Origin of the sequence: Nocardia sp. 852002-51101_SCH5132738, assembly GCF_001665695.1 — a bacterium.
In the GTDB taxonomy this organism is placed as follows: Bacteria; Actinomycetota; Actinomycetes; order Mycobacteriales; family Mycobacteriaceae; genus Nocardia; species Nocardia nova.
Window position 1 is genome coordinate 136,284 of record NZ_LZML01000217.1, and the last position, 16,432, is coordinate 152,715.

Sequence of the window (16,432 nt, forward strand, 5' to 3'; positions counted from 1 at the left end):
AGCAGTTCGCCGTGCAGCAATACCGCTGCGGGACTGGGCAATTCGGTGCCGTTGCGCCGGATCTCGCTGGCCACCACGAGATCACCGGGGCGCAGCTCCGTGGTCAGCGCACCCGCGACTCCCGCCACCGCGACCGGTCCCGCCGCCGCGGCGTCGTAGCGCCGCCGCGGACCGCGCCCGGTGTGCACCACGGGCGCCGTGGCGGCACCGCGCAGTGCCGCCCACTCCGAACGCAACGGGGCACAGACGGTTCCGGGGCGGGGCATGTCGTCAGCTCCCGTCTCGCTCGGCGGTGGCCGTTCGCCGCCGCAGGTACCGCCCCAACGCCCAGACCGGGAACACCAAGCGGTACAGGTGGTAGTTGATGTAGAAATCGCCGGGGAAGCCGGTGCCGGTGAACAGGTCCTCGTCCCAGCCGCCGTCGGGTCGCTGCGTGCGCACCAGCCAGTCGATGCCGCGGCGCACGGCGGGGGAGTCGTGTTCCTCGGCGGCCAGCAGGGCCAGCAGGGCCCACGCGGTCTGCGAGGCGGTGGAGTCGCCGCGGCCGACCCATTCCGGGTCCCGATAGGAGCGCAGATCCTCACCCCATCCGCCGTCGGCGTTCTGATGGGCCTCCAGCCAGCGCACCGCCGCGCGGATCGCCGTCGACCGCGGACTCGTACCGGCCGCGACCAGCGCCGGAACCGCCGCGCCCGTGCCGTAGACGTGGTTGGCGCCCCAGCGTCCGAACCAGGAACCGTCGGACTCCTGATGGTCGAGCAGCCAGCGCACACCGCGGCGGCATGCGCGATCACCGCCGCGGCCGAGGACGGCCAGCATCTCCACCACGTGCGCGGTCACATCGGCCGAAGGCGGATCGGTGACGGCGCCGAAATCGCAGAACGGCAGTTTCGTCGGCAGGATCGAGGTGTTGTCGGCGTCGAAGGCGCCCCACCCGCCGTCGGCGGACTGCATGCCGACCGTCCAGCGCACCGCGCGCTCGATCGCCGCATCCAGCCGCGGGCGATCCGGATGCGAAACCTGGTGCAGCGCAATGACGATCTCGGCAGTGTCGTCGGTGTCGGGGTAGACGTCGTTGGCGAATTCGAAGGCCCAGCCCCCGGGTTCCAGATGTGGCCGGCGCACCTGCCAGTCGCCGCCGGCGGTGATCTGCTCACCCAGCAGCCAGTCGGTGGCCCGCAGCACCGCTGGGTCGTCGGGCGCCACCCCGCCGTCCAGCAGCGCGGCCGTCGCCAGCGCGGTATCCCACACCGGTGACTGGCAGGCCTCGAGCCGCCGTACCTCACCGTCCGGGGTTTGTTCGCGGACGACGAATCCGTCCAGGCCCGCGATGCCAGCCCGCATCGCCGGATGATCGAGCGGATAGCCCAGCAGGTGCAGTGCCAGCAGCGAATACACCCACGGCGGCTGAATTCCGCCCCAGCCGCCGTCGGCCTCCTGGCGGGCCAGAATCCACTCCGCGGCGTGCCGCATCGCCACATCGCGCAGCGGATTCAACGGCAGCCGCGCGTAGGTGTGCAGCACCGTGTCCACGCGCTGGAACACTCCGGCGAGGGAGGTGATCGGCGCGCGGCGGGCCGGGGGCGCGCCGGTACGCAATTCGTCGATGCCGAACGGCAGCGGGCGGCACGGCCGCAGCGTGGCGACCACGGTCAACGGCACCACGGTCTGGCGGGCCCAGCATCCCCAGTCGTAGATGTTGAGCGGGAACCAGGACGGGAACAGCACGAGTTCGGGTGGCAGATTCGGCAGATCGTCCCAGGACCACAAGCCGAACAGCGCCAACCAGATTCGGGTGAAGACCCGCGACGCCTCGATCCCGCCTTCGGCGCGCACGAATGCGGCCGCGGCGCGCATATGCGGCGCGGCTGGGTCGTCACCGGCGAGTCGCAACGCCACCCACGCCTCGGCGGTGGTCGACAGATCGCCGGGGCCGCCGTGGAAGGTCGCCCAGGTTCCGTCGGCGCGCTGCTGTGATCGGATCCAGCGTGCCGCCGGCTCGGTCACGTCCGGGGTGGAGATGCCGAGGAACTCCCGCAGCAGGAGATCTTCGGCGTCCATCGTCACGTTGGTCGCCAATTCGCCCTTCCACCAGCCCTGTTCGTGCTGGGACGAGCGCAGCAGCCGCACCGCCGCGTCGGTGGCCGAGCGGACCGCGCTCAGTTCGTCGGCGCCGTGCGCCGGATCGACCGCTGCCCGCCGGTTCGCTGCCGCATTGCCGGTTTGGGTGACTGTCATTCCTATGCACTCCGTTCCACGATGAAATCGGCCAGGTCACAAAGCTCCCGGCGGTATTCGGGGGTGATGGTGACCGCGGCGAGAGCCTGCTGGGCGGTGCGCACCCGCCGCCGGGCCTCGGCGCGGGCCCAGCGCCGGCCACCGGCGGTCTCGACCATGTCGGCGGCGGCCCGCAGATCGTTCTCGCTCGGTTCGCCCGATTGGGCGAGCCACTGTGCCAGCGCCTGACCGGCCGCGCGGCCGGATTCCACGCTCCAGGTGACCGGGAGCGACTTCTTGCGCGAACGCAGATCCGAGAACACCGGTTTGCCGGTCACCGCCGGATCGCCCCAGATGCCGAGCAGATCGTCGACGAGCTGGAAGGCCAGACCGATGTTGTCGCCGTAGGTGCGCAGCGCCCCGACCGTCGCCGGCGGCGCCCCGGCCAGCACACCGCCGACCGCGGCACTCGCCGAGAGCAGCGCCGCGGTCTTGCCCATGGCCATGCGGATACATTCGGCGAGGGTCACGTCGTTGCGGTGTTCGAAGTCGACGTCGGCGGCCTGGCCGATGATCAGATCCTGGGTCGCCTTCCCGACCAGCCGGGCCGCCGCCACCGCGTGCGGTGACCCGGAATCGAGCAGCACCTCGTGCGACAGCGAGAGCATCGCGTCGCCGGCCAGCACGGCGACCGGATCGCCCCACACCGCCCAGACCGTGGGCCGATGCCGGCGGGTGGCGTCGCGATCCATCAGGTCGTCGTGCACGAGCGAGAAGTTGTGCACGAGTTCGACCGCCACCGCGCCCGGAATCCCACAGAGCTCGTCGCCGCCGGCGGCGTGGGCGGCGAGCATGGTCAGCCGCGACCGCACCGATTTGCCGCTGTCGGCGACGGCCGGACGGCCGCGTTCGTCGCAGAAACCGAGGTGATAGGCGACCACCGGCCGGATCGCGTCGTCGAGCCGCCCGACGGCGTCGGACAGCGCCGACCGGACGGCCTGGCCGTCGGCGTCGACCGTGGACAGGATGGTTACCGTCATCTGATCACCTCCGATATCCGCGTGCGGGGTTCGGGCATACCGGTGCGCTCGGCGGCACCGGCGCGGGGCCGACGCCCCGACGGATGCGAAATGATCTCGGCCGCAGCGGATTCCCCGCTGCGCACGGCGCCCTCCATGGTCGCGGGCCAGCCGGTGTCGGTCCACGCTCCGGCCAGCGCCAGGCCGGGCAACGCGGTGGCCGCGGGCGGCCGCAGCCGCGCACTGCCCGGTGCGGGCCGGAACGTCGCATGGCGTTCGCGAGTGACGAAGAAGTCGACCACCTGCGCCGTGCGGGCGGCGGGCAGCAACTGTTCGAGGGCGGGCAGGAATTCCCGGCGCAGCTCGGCGACGGGGCGATCGACGAATGCGTCGGCGGCGGAGACGGAGACGGCCAGATATTGCGCGCCGGCGGGAAACCGGGCAGGTGCCACCGACGGGCTCGGTGCGGCTGTCGCGACCGGCGCCGAACTGTCTTGTGGCCCGTCGGTGACGTCCGCGCTCCGGCGACCCGCCGCGCGCAATCCCGAGGCGTCGGTGCGGTCGAAAACCCACTGCACGACCGAGCCGACCCCCGCTCGCAGGGATTCGTTCATCACCGGCCGGTCGTAGACCACGTGGATGTTGACGATCGGCGAACTGCCCAGGCTCGCAGCCCAATTCGCGGGCAGATCCACCGCGTCGGCGGGCAACAGCGCCTGAGCCGCGGCAGGGGGCACGGCCGAGACGACGGCGTCGGCGGCGCAGTCGCCGGACCGGGTGCACACCGCCCACCCGTTCGCTACTCGCCGGACGGCCGTGACTCGCTCGTGGACGACCGTAACCCCGGCCGCGGTGAGGGCGGTCAGCGCGGCCTCACCGTGCAACTGCCGCAACGGGATCCGCGACCACCCGATATCGGCGGCATCGGCATCGGTGAGCAGGCCGATCCGGAAGACGGTCGCGGCCAGCGCCAGCGATACGTCGTCGGCGCGCGCGTTGAGGGTGGCGATGCCGACCAGATCCCACAGACTGTCCACGGCGTCGCGATCCTGGCCGTGCGCACGCAACCAGTCCCCGAAACTGGTGGTGTCCGTCCGTGGATCGGCGGGATCGACCGCCCGCAGAGCAAGTGCGGCCCGGACGAACCGCACCCGCGCGCCCTGCGACAACCACGGATAGCGCAGCAGCGCCCAGCTCAGATGCAACGGTGCCGGCAACGGCAGCCGCCGCAACCTGCCCGCGCGGCCACCGCCGGAGACGGGTATGTCCAAGCGCGGCTGCAGGTGCACCGCATCCCGCATGCCGAGCCGATCCAGCAGTGCGAGATAGCGGTCGCAGCACCGCAGGAAGACGTGTTGTCCGTTGTCGATCCACAGATCGCCACGGGGAAACGAATGCGTCAGCCCGCCCAGCCAGGGCCGGGATTCATACAGCCGCACCGCATATCCGGCGTCCGCGCAGCGCAGAGCCGCGGTGATCCCCGCGAGCCCGCCGCCCACCACGGCCACCCGCGCCGTCATCGCGGGCCCCACCCGAATGCCGTCATCGAGTACTGCAGCAGGGCGCCGGAGGCGACGCGGGTCTTCTCCCGTGCGCTCAACGACAGCCGCCGGTCGTAGACGGCCACCGGATTGGCGCGGATGCGCTCGTTGAGCCGCCGGTAGATGCCCGCTATCGCCGCGCAGCAGGCGGCACTGCGGCCGTCCAGATGCGGAATCAGCCGCAGTCCCAGGCAATACCAGTTCTCGGCGCGTTCGGCGCCGGCGCGGATCAGCGCGGCCAGTCCGCCGTTGTGATCGTCGAGCGCCCCACCGGCGTCGAGTTCGAGCCGGACGCCGAAGCGCAGCAACTCGTCCCGGGGCAGATAGACCCGGCCGTTGCCGAGGTCCTCGCGGATATCGCGCAGAATGTTGGTCTGCTGCAACGCTATTCCCAGCTGATCGGCATACAGCGGCGCGCACGGATCACCGCCGGAGCCGAAGATCGACAGGCACAGGCGGCCCACCGCCCCGGCCACGCACCGGCAGTAGTGGGTCAACTCGTCGAAGTCGGTGTAGGTGACGCCGTCGACATCGGCCTGCACACCGTCGATCAGTTCGCCGAACGCGCCCAGCGGCACCGGATAGCGCCGCGCGGTGTCGGCGACGGCGAATAACACCGGATCGTCGGTGCCGGCGCCGCCGGTGACCTTGTCCAATTCCTTGCGCAACAGGGTCAGCGCCTCGGTTTTGGTGGCCGGTTCGCCCTGCTCGTCGCCGATATCGTCGATGCGGCGGGCCAGCGCGTAGAGCGCGCACAGTGCCGTGCGCTTCTCCGGGGGCAGCAGCCGGATACCGTAGTAGAAGTTCTTGGCCTCGGTGCGGGTGATCCGTTCACAGGTCTCGTAGGCCGCCGCGGTGGTCGGGCCGGTCGCGATGATGCTCACTGCGGCACCACCGTGGCCTTGCCGAGCAGCGTGACCATCGAGGCCACGGTGTCGACGTGGCGGGGCCGCACCGGCTGGGTCCACACGTCGCCCTCGGCCGCGCGCAGCGCCTTCGCGGTCGCGCATCCGCCCGCGAGATATCCCGCGACTGCGAGCCGGGCCCATCCGGTGAGCCGGGCGACCAGCGGAGCTCCTTCGCCGAGCATCGCTTCGCAGCGTTCGACCTGGGTCAGGACCACCGCCCGGCATGCCGGATCACCCGGTCCGCCGGTGGCCAGCGCCGCTTCCGGCACCCCGGCCGCGGCCAGATCGTCCTGCGGCAGGTAGATGCGTCCGGCCGCGTGGTCCTCGGCCACGTCCTGGCAGTGCTCGAGCACCTGCAGTGCCGAACACACCCGATCCGACAGTGCCAGCGTGTCCGGTGTGGACTGGTCGAAGACCGCCAGGACCAGGCGGCCCACCGGATTCGCCGACAGCCGGCAGTAGCCCAGCAGATCCTCGAAGGTGGCGTAGCGGCCGACGCGTTGATCGAGCAGATTGGCCTCGATCAACTCCTGGAACGCCTCCTGCGGCAGATCGCACGCCGCCACGGTGGGGGCGAGCATCTGGAGCACCGGATCGTCGGGCGTGCGACCCTGGTAGAGACCGGCGAGGTCGGCACGCAGCGTCAGCAGTTGCGACACACGATCGCCGGGGGCTTCGTCGCCGACCTGGTCGATTAACCTGGTGGCTGCGTAGACCGCGTGCAGGTGTCGGCGTGGTTCGCGCGGCAACCACCGCAGCGCGACGGGAAAGTTCTCTTCCTTTTCACGGGCCCGCAGCCAGCGGGCCGGGGCTGTCGCTGCGTCCATGTTTCGATGGTGAACGCAACACAGGGCTCAAATCTTCAACCGTCGAGGTGATTCCGGTTGGTGTTTTTTGTATCCGGAAGATAATCGAGTCGGAAAGGACTCGAATGAGCGATTCCCATAATGAAATTCCGATAACACCGGAGGCATTGGAGCAGCTTTCGGAGGAACTCGACGCTAGGATGCCCGATCTCCTGGACGAGGTCCGTGATCTGCTCGCCGCGGAGTGGCCCGACTACGCGCGCTATCTCGACGACCATCGCCCGGAGGTCGCCGAGGTCGGGGTGTTGTTCGTCCATCGGCTCCTGGACCTGGCCGAACACGGCCCCCGCACAGGCGATTCCGCTGGTGAGGGCGTCCCGCCGCCGACACAGCTGGTCTTCGAACAGGTGGGTCGCCAGCAACTGCACGACGGCGCGGACCTGTCCGATCTGCTCGGCGCCTACCAGGTCGGCGCCCGCGCCGCCTGGCATCACGTCGCGGAAACGGCGCTGAAACTCGATCTCGGTCCGGAGGTGCTCGCGGTGCTGGCGGAGGCCGTTTTCGCCTTCGTCGACGAATTCTCCGCGGCCTCGGCGCACGGTTATGTGCTCGAACAGTCCGCCTCCAGCGCGGCCCGGGAACGGCACCGCGAGGAATTGGCGGAAATGTTGCTTTCCGGCCGTTCCGACACCGTCGGAATCCGGTTGGCCGCCGAACGCGCGGGCTGGCAGCTGCCCCCCGAGGTCGCGGTGGTGCTCGCCGATCCGGCCGATGCGCGCTCCTGCGGCGTGGTGGAACATCTCGGCGGTCACTGCCTGCCGATCCGGCGTGACGACGCGGTCGGGGCGATCGTGCCCAGTCCGATGCTGGGCGGGCGGATCACCCGGCTGATCGCCGCGCTGCGGGGTTGTGACGCGGTGATCGGTCATCCGCTCACCTTGGACCTGCTGCCGACCGGTATGCGGATCGCCCGCACCGCGCTGCGGTTGCGCAAGGCCGGCGTGCTGTCCGGCTCGCCGGTGGTGGTCGCCGACGAACTCGACACCATCATCGCCAATCGCGACGAATGGCTGCTGGAAACGCTGCGTGCCCAAGTGCTGCAACCACTTCGGGAACTGCCCGACGGTAAGCGCGACCGGCTGGTCGAAACGCTGCGCAGCTGGCTCTGGAACATGGGCGACCGGCACGCGGTCGCCGACGATCTGCACATTCACCCGCAGACCGTGCGCTACCGCATGGACCGGCTGCACGACCTGCTCGGGGAGCGCCTGGATTCGCCACGCGAGCGAGCCCGGATGTATCTGGCGCTGGTCTGGGATCAGCCGCACGGACGCGCCGGTTGAGTCGGCGATATCCGCGAGATCTCAGCCGACCAGCGCGTGCGTCACGGCATAGCCGAGCAGCGCGGCGCCGAGTCCGGCGATCACGCTGATCACCACGTTCATCGCGGCGTAGAACACGGAGCGCTGCTCGAGCAGCCGGACGGTCTCGTAACCGAAGGTGCTGTAGGTGGTGAGCGCCCCGCAGAATCCGGTGCCCGCGAACGCCAGCACCGGGCTGCCGGCCGCACCGCCGGTGAGCGCGCCCAGAATCAGGCAGCCGACGATGTTGACCGTCAGCGTGCCCCAGGGAAACAGACTGTCGTGGCGTGCCTGCACGAACCGATCGGTGAGGTAGCGGGCCGGGGCGCCGAGCACCGCACCGGCGAAGACCAGGACGACGGTCATCGTGCCTCTCCTCGAATCACCTTGCGGAGCAGCGTCATTCGCGCCAGCGTCACCCCGGCGAGGACCGCGAGCAGCGCGCTCAGCAGGGTAGCGGCCAGATAGACGAACGCCGTCACGGCCGAACCGGGTTGCAGCAGATTGCGGATTTCGACGGCGTAGGTGGAGAAGGTGGTGAACCCGCCCAGAAATCCGACCCCGAGAAACGGCCGCACCAGTCGATGCGCCGACCAGACCTCGGTGATCAGCACCATCAGCACGCCGATCGCGAGGCAGCCGAGCACATTCTCGGTGAATGTGCCCCACGGGAACTGCCCGGGGCGTGTCGGCAGGAGCTGGGTGAGGCCGTAGCGGGCCAGACCGCCCAATCCGCCACCCAGCCCGATCACCGCCAGCACCGCGCCGTGTTCGCGCAGCAGTTCGCGGCGTTGCGACGGGACGTGCAGATCGATATCGGGATCGACGGGCCGGTCGGCGGATTCGCCGGGCCGGGGCTCCTCACGGCGTAGCTCGGTCAACGACGGACTCCTACTCGAACACGAACATGGTGGTACCTCGAGTAGGGACTGTTGGCGATCGTCCGATCACGGTTGCTCCGGCCGCGGCGCCGAAGTGGCGAGCCCCACCGCCACGTCGGACAGAATAGCGTGAGGCTCACATCCGGGATGCCGGCGCCGTCGAGGCGTCGGCGACCAGCGGCGCCAGTGCGGAGGACCGCATGCGCGTCACCACCGCCGTGGCGGGGCGGGCCAGCAGCAGACTGACGGCAGCGGCGACCGGAATAGCCAGGATCGCCGACGCCACGACGTCGTGCGGGTAATGACCGCCGACATAGACCCGGCTGAAGGCCAGTACGACCGCGAAGACGGCCGTGATCCAGCCCAGCCGCCGATTCAGCAGATACAGCGCCGCGACGGTCGCCGCGGCGGTGGTGGTGTGACCGCTGGGAAACGAGTAGTCGCTCGGCACCGGACAGGTTTCGATGATGTAGGCGGTCGGCACGCCCCGGCACGGGCGTGGTTCGGCGACGATCACCTTCACCAGCTCGGCGACCAGATAGGCGACCACCACACTGACCGGAGCCAGGAGCGCCAGCGCCATGGACCGGTCGTCGCGGCGCCGGGCCTGCCACCAGCCGATCACCATCAGCACCGCGAACACCGCCAAACCGGCGTCGGTCCACCAGAGCATCGCGTCGTTGAGCCACCGGGTGTGGTCGGCGAAATCGGTGATGGTGGTGAACAGCGGCCGATCGAATCCGGGGCCGCCGGATGCCATCGGGGCCGGGGAGGGGGTCGTCAACGCATATCCGATCTGGTCTGCCCGGGACGCCGGGGGAGGATGGGAAACGTACTGCGATCATTTCTACCGTGTTCGCCCGGTGGGCACGGTTTCGACCACTGCCGTCGAACTCCGCGTCACCTGGATCGCGTATCGGGTCGCCGTGGTTCGCGGTGGATGCCGAACCGGCCCGCCCGGTGCCATACGCTGACCGCATGACCGAGTCTGCTCCCGCCGCGCTGCGCATCGGCTACGTCCCGGGCGTCACCGTCGCCAAGTGGGCGCGGGTGTGGGCCGAACGGTTCCCCGATGTCCCGCTCGATTTGATCGCCGTGCCGCAGGCACAGCAGCGCGACGTACTGGCGCAGGGACGGGTCGACATGTGCTTCGTCCGGTTACCGATCGATCGGGCCGGGCTGCACGCGATTCCGCTCTACCACGAGGTCGCCGTGGCGGTGGTGCAGAAGGATCATCCGATCGGGCTGTTCGACGAGGTGAGCCTGGCCGATCTGGAGGGCGAGCGGATGCAGGACGCGACCGATCTCGACGCGGTGGGCGACACCGTCGAATTGGTGGCCGCGGTCGGCGGGGCGGCGGTGGTGCCGCAGTCGCTGGCACGGCTGCATCACCGCCGCGACCTGATCTATCGCCCGCTCACCGATGTCGATCCGACCCAGGTCGCGCTGTCGTGGCCGATCGAGGACGCGGTCGAACTCGCCGAGGAATTCATCGGCGTCGTGCGCGGGCGCACGGCACGCAGTTCCCGGACCGCCGGTGAACGCGATCGGCGCGGCCGGCAGGATTCCGGTGCGCGCGCCGAAGGTGTTGCGGCGCAGCGCGGTAGGGGCCGGGGCGACGGCGGTGCGAAACCGGCCGCACGCCGGGGCGGCGCGGCGAAGCCGGGACGGGCGGGCAAGGCCGGCGGCCCGCGGAAACGACGCGGCCGCTGAGGTCAGCACCTCAGCGGCCGGTCGAATGATGCGCTACGCGACGGTGATTCAGCGCGGCTTGCGCCGGATGATCGAATCGCGGATCAAGATGCCCGCCAGCGCGACGGCGAAACCGATCAGGAAGATGTATCCGGTGTAGCCGGTGCCCGAGGTGTGGCCCTGCTGGTTCTCGAACAGCATGGCCAGCAGGATCAGGAAGACGACCCATCCGGCGATACGGAAGGTGCGCCGCGATTCACCACTCCAGCCCCAGGCGGCGGAGGGAACCTCGGCGGGATCGACCTTGGTGACGACGCCGGCGCTCTTGGCGGGTTCCAGTTCCGTGGCGGCCACGTTCGCTCCCATCATTTCCGTGTTCGCTGCGGTTCGGGTGCGCGGAGTGCACCGTGAGGTCCGCAGGTCGTGAAGGTGACTGTCGAGAATATGTTTGCATACGACCGGGCGTCGTAGCCAGCGGGGTGACGTGCGCGGCGATTCACCGTGGACAATGAGTGCGTGTCCGACATCGTGAAAGTTCTGCTGCTGGGCAGCACCGGCTCCATCGGCACCCAGGCATTGGAGGTCGTCGCCGCCAATCCGGACCGATTCCAGGTGGTCGGACTGGCCGCGCGCGGCGGCAATACCGACCTGCTGGCCGAGCAGATCCGCGCCACCGGTACCGACAACGTGGCCGTCGCCGATCCGGCCGCCGCCGCGAAACTCGGTGTGGGCCTAACCGGTCCGGACGCGGTGACCGAACTCGTGCGCCGCACCGACGCCGACGTGGTGCTCAACGCCCTGGTCGGCGCGCTCGGGCTGCGCCCGACGCTCGCGACTCTGGAATCGGGGCGGCGCCTGGCCCTGGCCAACAAGGAATCACTCGTGGCGGGCGGCAGTCTGGTGACCCGGGCCGCCACTCCCGGGCAGATCGTCCCGGTCGACTCCGAACACTCGGCGATGGCGCAGTGCCTGCGCGGCGGGCGCGCCGACGAGGTCGCGCGGCTGGTGCTCACCGCCTCCGGCGGCCCGTTCCGGGGCTGGACCGCCGAGATGCTGGAATCGGTGGACCCCGACGCGGCCAAGGCTCATCCCACCTGGTCGATGGGTTTGATGAACACCCTCAATTCGGCCACGCTGGTGAACAAGGGCCTCGAACTGATCGAGGCGCACATGCTGTTCGGGATCGACTACGACAAGATCGATGTCACGGTGCATCCGCAGTCGATCGTGCATTCGATGGCGACCTTCACCGACGGTTCCACCCTCGCCCAGGCCAGCCCGCCCGATATGAAGCTGCCGATCGCACTGGCCCTGGGCTGGCCCGACCGGGTGCCGGGCACACTCGCCCCGATCGACTTCGGCACCGCGTTCACCTGGGAATTCGAACCGGTCGACAACGAGGTCTTCCCGGCGGTCGAGCTGGCTCGCGCGGCGGGTAAGGCCGGTGGCAGCGTCACCGCGGTGTACAACGCCGCCAACGAGATCGCGGTGCAGGCATTCCTCGACGGTGCGCTGCGATTCCCGGATATCGTGCGCACGGTCGCGCGGGTCGTCGAGTCGGCCGACCGCTGGGCCGCGGAACCCAGTACCTTGGACGAGGTGCTCGCGGCGGATGCGTGGGCGCGACAGCGTGCGCGCACGCTCGTGAGCAACTGATTCAGGAGGGTTCCATACCGCATGGGCTTCGCGATCGGATTCGTGCTGTTCGCCCTCGGCATCACGGTATCGGTGGCGCTACACGAATGTGGCCACATGTGGGCGGCGCAGGCCACCGGCATGCAGGTGCGCCGCTACTTCGTCGGCTTCGGGCCGAAGGTGTTCTCGTTCCGCCGCGGTGAGACCGAATACGGCCTCAAGGCGCTGCCGCTGGGCGGTTTCTGCGATATCGCGGGGATGACCGCGCTGGACGAGGTTCCACCCGAGGACCTGCATCGCGCGATGTACCGGCAGGCCACCTGGAAGCGGCTGGTGGTGATGTTCGGCGGCATCGCGATGAACTTCATCCTGGGCTTCCTGCTGATCATGCTGCTCGCGGTGGCCTGGGGGCTGCCCCGGCTGGATTCGCCGCCGGCCACCCAGATCTACCCGGCCGGCTGCGTGCCCGCGCAGAACCCCGACGGGTCGATGCAGAAGTGCACCGGCCCCGGCCCGGCCGAACGCGCCGGGCTGAAGCGCGGCGATCTGGTGACCGCGATCGACGGCAAGCCCGTCAAGACCTGGAACGACTTCCGCTCGATCACCGAGAAGGCCAACGGCCCGGTCGTCTACACGGTGAAACGTGACGATCAGACCCTGCAGATTCCGGTGACCCCGGAGCGGGTGGCGACCTATCCGCTGAAGTCCACCGACAGTTCCGAGCGGGTCACCACGCCGGTGTACGTGAGCAAAGTCGGCGTGGCACAGGATGTGTACAGCCCGGTCAAATACAACGTGATCGCGGCGGTTCCGGCGTCGGCGGCCTTCACCGGCGATATGTTCGGCCGCACGTTCGCTTCGCTCGCGCAGATGCCGGGCAAGGTCGTCAGCCTGTGGCACGCCGTGACCGGCGGCCAGCGCGACGCCGACACACCGGTGAGCGTCTACGGCGCCAGCAAGATCGGCGGTGAGACGGCCGAACACGGATACTGGAACATGTTCGTGCTGGTGCTGGCCAGCCTGAACTTTTTCCTCGGCGCGTTCAACCTGCTGCCCCTGCTCCCGCTGGACGGCGGCCACATCGCGGTGGTGATGTTCGAGAAGCTGCGCAACATGTGGCGCAACCGCAAGGGCTTGCCCAACGGCGCTCCGGTCGACTACCTGAAACTGCTGCCCGCCACCTACGTGGTGGTGGTGATCGGCGGGGCGTACATGATCCTCACCCTGGTCGCCGACATCGTGAACCCGATCAAGCTGTTCCCGTAGCGGATTCGGCGCTCGCGCGACCGAGCGCCAGATCGCGCAGGCGCAGCCAGTCCAGAGCGGCTGCGGCAGGGCGGGTTCCGGGGCGGTTGCGCGGTACGCGCACGCGCAGCGCGCCGGGTTCCACGACGCATCGCACCGGTGTGTCGAGGAGCAGCGATTCCCCGTCGACGCCGGCGGGGATCGGTGAGCTCTCGGCCTCGACGACGACTTCGGATGCGGTCTGCTGGGTCAGTCCGTGGCTGTGTGTGCGACGGATCAGACCCAATGCCGCGCGGGTATCGGAGACCGAGACCGTGACCGCCCCGAGCACGCCGCGGTCGAGGCGGTCGCGGCGGCTCAGCCCGGCGAGATCGCTGGTGCCGTAGGGATTGTTGCTCACCAGCACCGCCTGCGGGCCGGTGACCGTGGTGGCGCCGATACGCGCCACCAGCTTGGTCCCGCTGTGGCCGGCGAGCAGATCGGGGAGCAGGCGCAGGACGGTCGCGGTCTTGTCGTCGCGATAGGCGGGGCTGCGCACGATCTCGGCGTAGACGCCGAACGAGGCGTTGTTGACGAACGGCCGGCCGTTGATCCGGCCGAGGTCGACGCGCATCTCCACGCCGTCGCGCAACGCGTCGAGCCCGGTCGCCGGATCGGTGCGGTCGAGCCCGAGGTCCAGCGCGAAATGATTGCGCGTGCCCGCGCTGAGCACGAGGAACGGCAGGTCGTGCGCGGCGGCGACCCCGGCCACGAGCGCTTGGGTCCCGTCGCCGCCCGCGACGCCCAGCAGGTCCGCACCTCGTTCGACGGCCTCCTGAGCCAGGGCGGCGACATCGACGCGACCCTCCATCAGCACAACCTCTGCGCCCAGCTCTTCGGCTCGGCGCCGCAGATCGAACTTCGCGACTTTCCCTCCCCCGGAGCGGGGATTCATGATCAGGAACGGTCGTCGCGGTGGCGGCGCGGAGTATTCGATCGCCGTCGTGTGGGCCTCACCCGGCCGTAGCGCGGCGCGAGCACAGAACATGGACGCGAAGGCCAGCGCGCCCGCCACCAGCACGACCCACAGCAGGCCCGTGCGCACGAACATGACGAGAACCACGATCGGCGCCGCCACCGCCACGATCGCCGACACCCACCGAATGGCCCCACGGTCGCTCACGAACCAGTACAGCGCGGCCACCGTCACCACCACCCCGCCCGCACCGACGATCAGCAGCGCGAGGGTACCCAGCACGTCGGCGAATACGACCGGCACCACGACGGCCGCACCGGCGAAGACGAATGCTGTTCGCGCCCAGCGTGATCGGGCGCGCAGCGAGCGGCCGCCGTCGTTCGCTGCGTCTCCGGATCGGCGGTGCGAGGGTGGCTCTTCGGCGTAGATGTGGTTCATGGCAGGCCTCGTCCCGGGCGCTCAGGTATCGGTCGTGTGATCGGATCGGTGCTGGAAGGCATCGACCGCTGCGTCGACGGTGGGGTAGAAATGCGTCGCGTCGAACCGGTCGCCGACGCCGAAGCGGATGATCGTGTCCTTGATCGGCCCTTTCATCTCCGCGAAGGCCAGCCGGATCCCGCGGCCCTCGAGGTACCGGTCGAGATCGACGAGTTCGTCGACGGCCGTGGTGTCGAGGCCGGTGATCGGTTCGGCGGCGACGACCACCCATTCGACCGGGTACGGAGCCCGCGCGACGAGCGAGCGCACGTAGTCGTCGAAGATCTGGCCGTTGGCGAAGAACAGGGGCGCGTCGAAACGCACCAGCACCAGGCCGGGGAAGCGGTGTCCCTCGGGGTGGCGTTCGATGTCGTGGAAACCCGGCCGGTCCGCGGTGGCGACGAGTTCGGTGCGGTACGGCTGCCAGGCCCGCGCGACCACCGCGACGAACGACAGCCCGATCGCGACCAGAATGCCCTGCAGGACGCCCACCAGCGCGACGCCCAGGAACGCGGCCACGGCGAGGCCGAATTCCACCGTGCTCATCCGCCACATCCGGACCAGGCCGCGCACATCGATCAACGCGGTGGCCGCGACGATCACCACCGCCGCGAGCGTCGCGTCGGGAAGGTAGGCCGTGAGTCCGGGGGCGATGAGGACGAACAGCAACACCGCGGCCGCTCCGACCACACCCGCCAATTGCGTATGCGCACCGTTCTGTTCGGCGACGGGGGTGCGAGAGCCGCTGGCGGACACGGGAAATCCGCCGAACAGCCCGCCGGCCACATTGGCGACCCCGATCGCTTTCATTTCCGTACTGCCGTCGACGTCCTCGCCGTGGCGCGAGGCGAACGTGCGCGACAGGACGCCGCTGTCGGCGAAGGCGATCAGCGCGATACCCGCCGCGGGCCCGATCAGGCGAGCGACCTCGTGCCGGCCGACCCCGCCGACCGAGGGCAGCGGCAGGCCCTCGGGCAACGCGCCGACCATCCCGATCTCGCCGGTGAGCCCGGCGGCCGCGGAGATCACGATGCCGGCCACGACCGCGACGAGCACACCCGGCACGATCGGCAGCCACATCCGGAAGATCACGATGACGGCGAGTGATCCGATGCCGACGGCCGCTGCGACCGGTTCGATGCCGGAGTGGAAGACCGCCCGGACGATGGCCGCGATCTCGGCGAGCAGACCGGTCTCCTCGACCGAGAATCCCAGCAGTTTGGGCACCTGCCCGACGACGACGATCAGCGCGATGGCGTTCAGATATCCCAGCCGGATGGGTTTGGACAGCAGTTCGGTGACGAATCCGAGGCGCAGGAAACCGCCGACGAGCAGGATGAGGCCGACGAGTACGGCCAGTACGCCCGCCAGCGCGAGGGCGCTGCGGGGATCACCGGCGGCCGCCAGCGGCAGCACCGCCGCCGCGATCAGCGGGGCCAGCGACGAGTCGGGGCCGAGTACGAGGATTCGCGACGGGCCGACCACGGCGTAGGCGAGCAGCGGAACGATGGTCGCGTACAGGCCGGCGTAGGCGGGCAGCCCGGCGGCTTCGGCGTAGCCCATGCCCGCGGGAATCAGGAGCGCGGTCAGGACGAGGCCCGCGGTCACATCCGCGCGCAGCCAGTCACGGTGATATCCACGCGCGGTCGCGATTCCGGGCAGCCGGCCGATACTGTCTCGCCAGCCCACGGCCGC

The 16,432-nt window shown here is 69.8% G+C and carries 15 protein-coding genes; 4 read left to right on the forward strand and 11 right to left on the reverse strand.

Annotation, left to right across the window (positions count from 1 at the left end):
• Window positions 1-270: 270 nt before the first annotated feature.
• Genes shc through hpnC form a run of 5 tightly spaced genes read right to left on the reverse strand, consistent with a single transcriptional unit; the run spans window position 271 to window position 6,512 of the window.
• The gene (gene shc / locus A5789_RS34880) at window positions 271-2,238 is read right to left on the reverse strand and encodes a squalene--hopene cyclase (protein ID WP_082857057.1); all 1,968 of its coding nucleotides are present in this window, start codon (window positions 2,236-2,238) and stop codon (window positions 271-273) included.
• A gap of 2 nt (window positions 2,239-2,240) precedes the next feature.
• Complete coding sequence (locus A5789_RS34885) at window positions 2,241-3,257, reverse strand: polyprenyl synthetase family protein (RefSeq protein WP_063014952.1); 1,017 nt, start codon at window positions 3,255-3,257, stop codon at window positions 2,241-2,243.
• Window positions 3,254-4,756 (reverse strand): hydroxysqualene dehydroxylase HpnE, encoded by a 1,503-nt coding sequence (hpnE, locus tag A5789_RS34890; RefSeq protein ID WP_064904029.1) that lies wholly within the window; start codon window positions 4,754-4,756, stop codon window positions 3,254-3,256. The genes A5789_RS34885 and hpnE overlap by 4 nt, the downstream gene beginning before the upstream one ends.
• Window positions 4,753-5,655, reverse strand: coding sequence for a presqualene diphosphate synthase HpnD (hpnD, locus tag A5789_RS34895; RefSeq protein ID WP_321190262.1), 903 nt, complete (start codon window positions 5,653-5,655; stop codon window positions 4,753-4,755). Before hpnD ends, hpnE begins: the two co-directional genes overlap by 4 nt.
• Window positions 5,656-5,657: 2 nt before the next feature.
• Entirely contained in the window at window positions 5,658-6,512 is an 855-nt protein-coding gene (gene hpnC, locus A5789_RS38205) for a squalene synthase HpnC (protein ID WP_030513104.1), read from the reverse strand.
• 179 nt (window positions 6,513-6,691) lie between these two features.
• Here hpnC and A5789_RS34905 point away from each other — a divergent pair, with 179 nt between their 5' ends.
• The gene (locus A5789_RS34905) at window positions 6,692-7,834 is read left to right on the forward strand and encodes a CdaR family transcriptional regulator (RefSeq protein ID WP_063028573.1); all 1,143 of its coding nucleotides are present in this window, start codon (window positions 6,692-6,694) and stop codon (window positions 7,832-7,834) included.
• Between the two features lie 21 nt (window positions 7,835-7,855).
• Here A5789_RS34905 and crcB (A5789_RS34910) read toward each other — a convergent pair whose 3' ends face one another.
• The 3 genes from crcB (A5789_RS34910) to A5789_RS34920 form a co-directional block, all read right to left on the reverse strand.
• Entirely contained in the window at window positions 7,856-8,218 is a 363-nt protein-coding gene (gene crcB / locus A5789_RS34910; RefSeq protein WP_030513106.1) for a fluoride efflux transporter CrcB, read from the reverse strand.
• Complete coding sequence (gene crcB / locus A5789_RS34915) at window positions 8,215-8,733, reverse strand: fluoride efflux transporter CrcB (protein WP_063014948.1); 519 nt, start codon at window positions 8,731-8,733, stop codon at window positions 8,215-8,217. The genes crcB (A5789_RS34910) and crcB (A5789_RS34915) overlap by 4 nt, the downstream gene beginning before the upstream one ends.
• Window positions 8,734-8,869: 136 nt before the next feature.
• Window positions 8,870-9,517 carry a phosphatase PAP2 family protein gene (locus tag A5789_RS34920; protein ID WP_082941168.1) on the reverse strand — a complete coding sequence of 216 codons (648 nt, stop codon included), beginning with the start codon at window positions 9,515-9,517 and terminating at the stop codon, window positions 8,870-8,872.
• Window positions 9,518-9,711: 194 nt separating this feature from the next.
• On the opposite strand from A5789_RS34920, the gene A5789_RS34930 reads away from it, so the two are divergent.
• On the forward strand, window positions 9,712-10,446 hold the full coding sequence (locus A5789_RS34930) for a LysR substrate-binding domain-containing protein (protein ID WP_063014939.1): 735 nt from the start codon (window positions 9,712-9,714) through the stop codon (window positions 10,444-10,446).
• A gap of 48 nt (window positions 10,447-10,494) precedes the next feature.
• Here the strand turns inward: A5789_RS34930 and A5789_RS34935 are convergent, their stop codons facing one another.
• A complete protein-coding gene (locus tag A5789_RS34935; protein ID WP_104363070.1) occupies window positions 10,495-10,779 on the reverse strand; it encodes a DUF2631 domain-containing protein in 285 nt (94 codons plus the stop codon).
• Between the two features lie 162 nt (window positions 10,780-10,941).
• Here A5789_RS34935 and dxr point away from each other — a divergent pair, with 162 nt between their 5' ends.
• Both dxr and A5789_RS34945 read left to right on the forward strand, forming a co-directional pair.
• Window positions 10,942-12,081, forward strand: coding sequence for a 1-deoxy-D-xylulose-5-phosphate reductoisomerase (dxr, locus tag A5789_RS34940; protein ID WP_063015001.1), 1,140 nt, complete (start codon window positions 10,942-10,944; stop codon window positions 12,079-12,081).
• A gap of 21 nt (window positions 12,082-12,102) precedes the next feature.
• On the forward strand, window positions 12,103-13,326 hold the full coding sequence (locus tag A5789_RS34945; RefSeq protein WP_064903956.1) for an RIP metalloprotease: 1,224 nt from the start codon (window positions 12,103-12,105) through the stop codon (window positions 13,324-13,326).
• Here the strand turns inward: A5789_RS34945 and A5789_RS34950 are convergent.
• Both A5789_RS34950 and A5789_RS34955 read right to left on the reverse strand, forming a co-directional pair.
• Window positions 13,310-14,698, reverse strand: a complete 1,389-nt coding sequence (locus A5789_RS34950) for a diacylglycerol kinase family protein (protein WP_082857055.1) — start codon at window positions 14,696-14,698, stop codon at window positions 13,310-13,312. The genes A5789_RS34945 and A5789_RS34950 overlap by 17 nt on opposite strands.
• Before the next feature lie 21 nt (window positions 14,699-14,719).
• The gene (locus A5789_RS34955; RefSeq protein WP_064903958.1) at window positions 14,720-16,426 is read right to left on the reverse strand and encodes a SulP family inorganic anion transporter; all 1,707 of its coding nucleotides are present in this window, start codon (window positions 16,424-16,426) and stop codon (window positions 14,720-14,722) included.
• Window positions 16,427-16,432 lie beyond the last annotated feature (6 nt).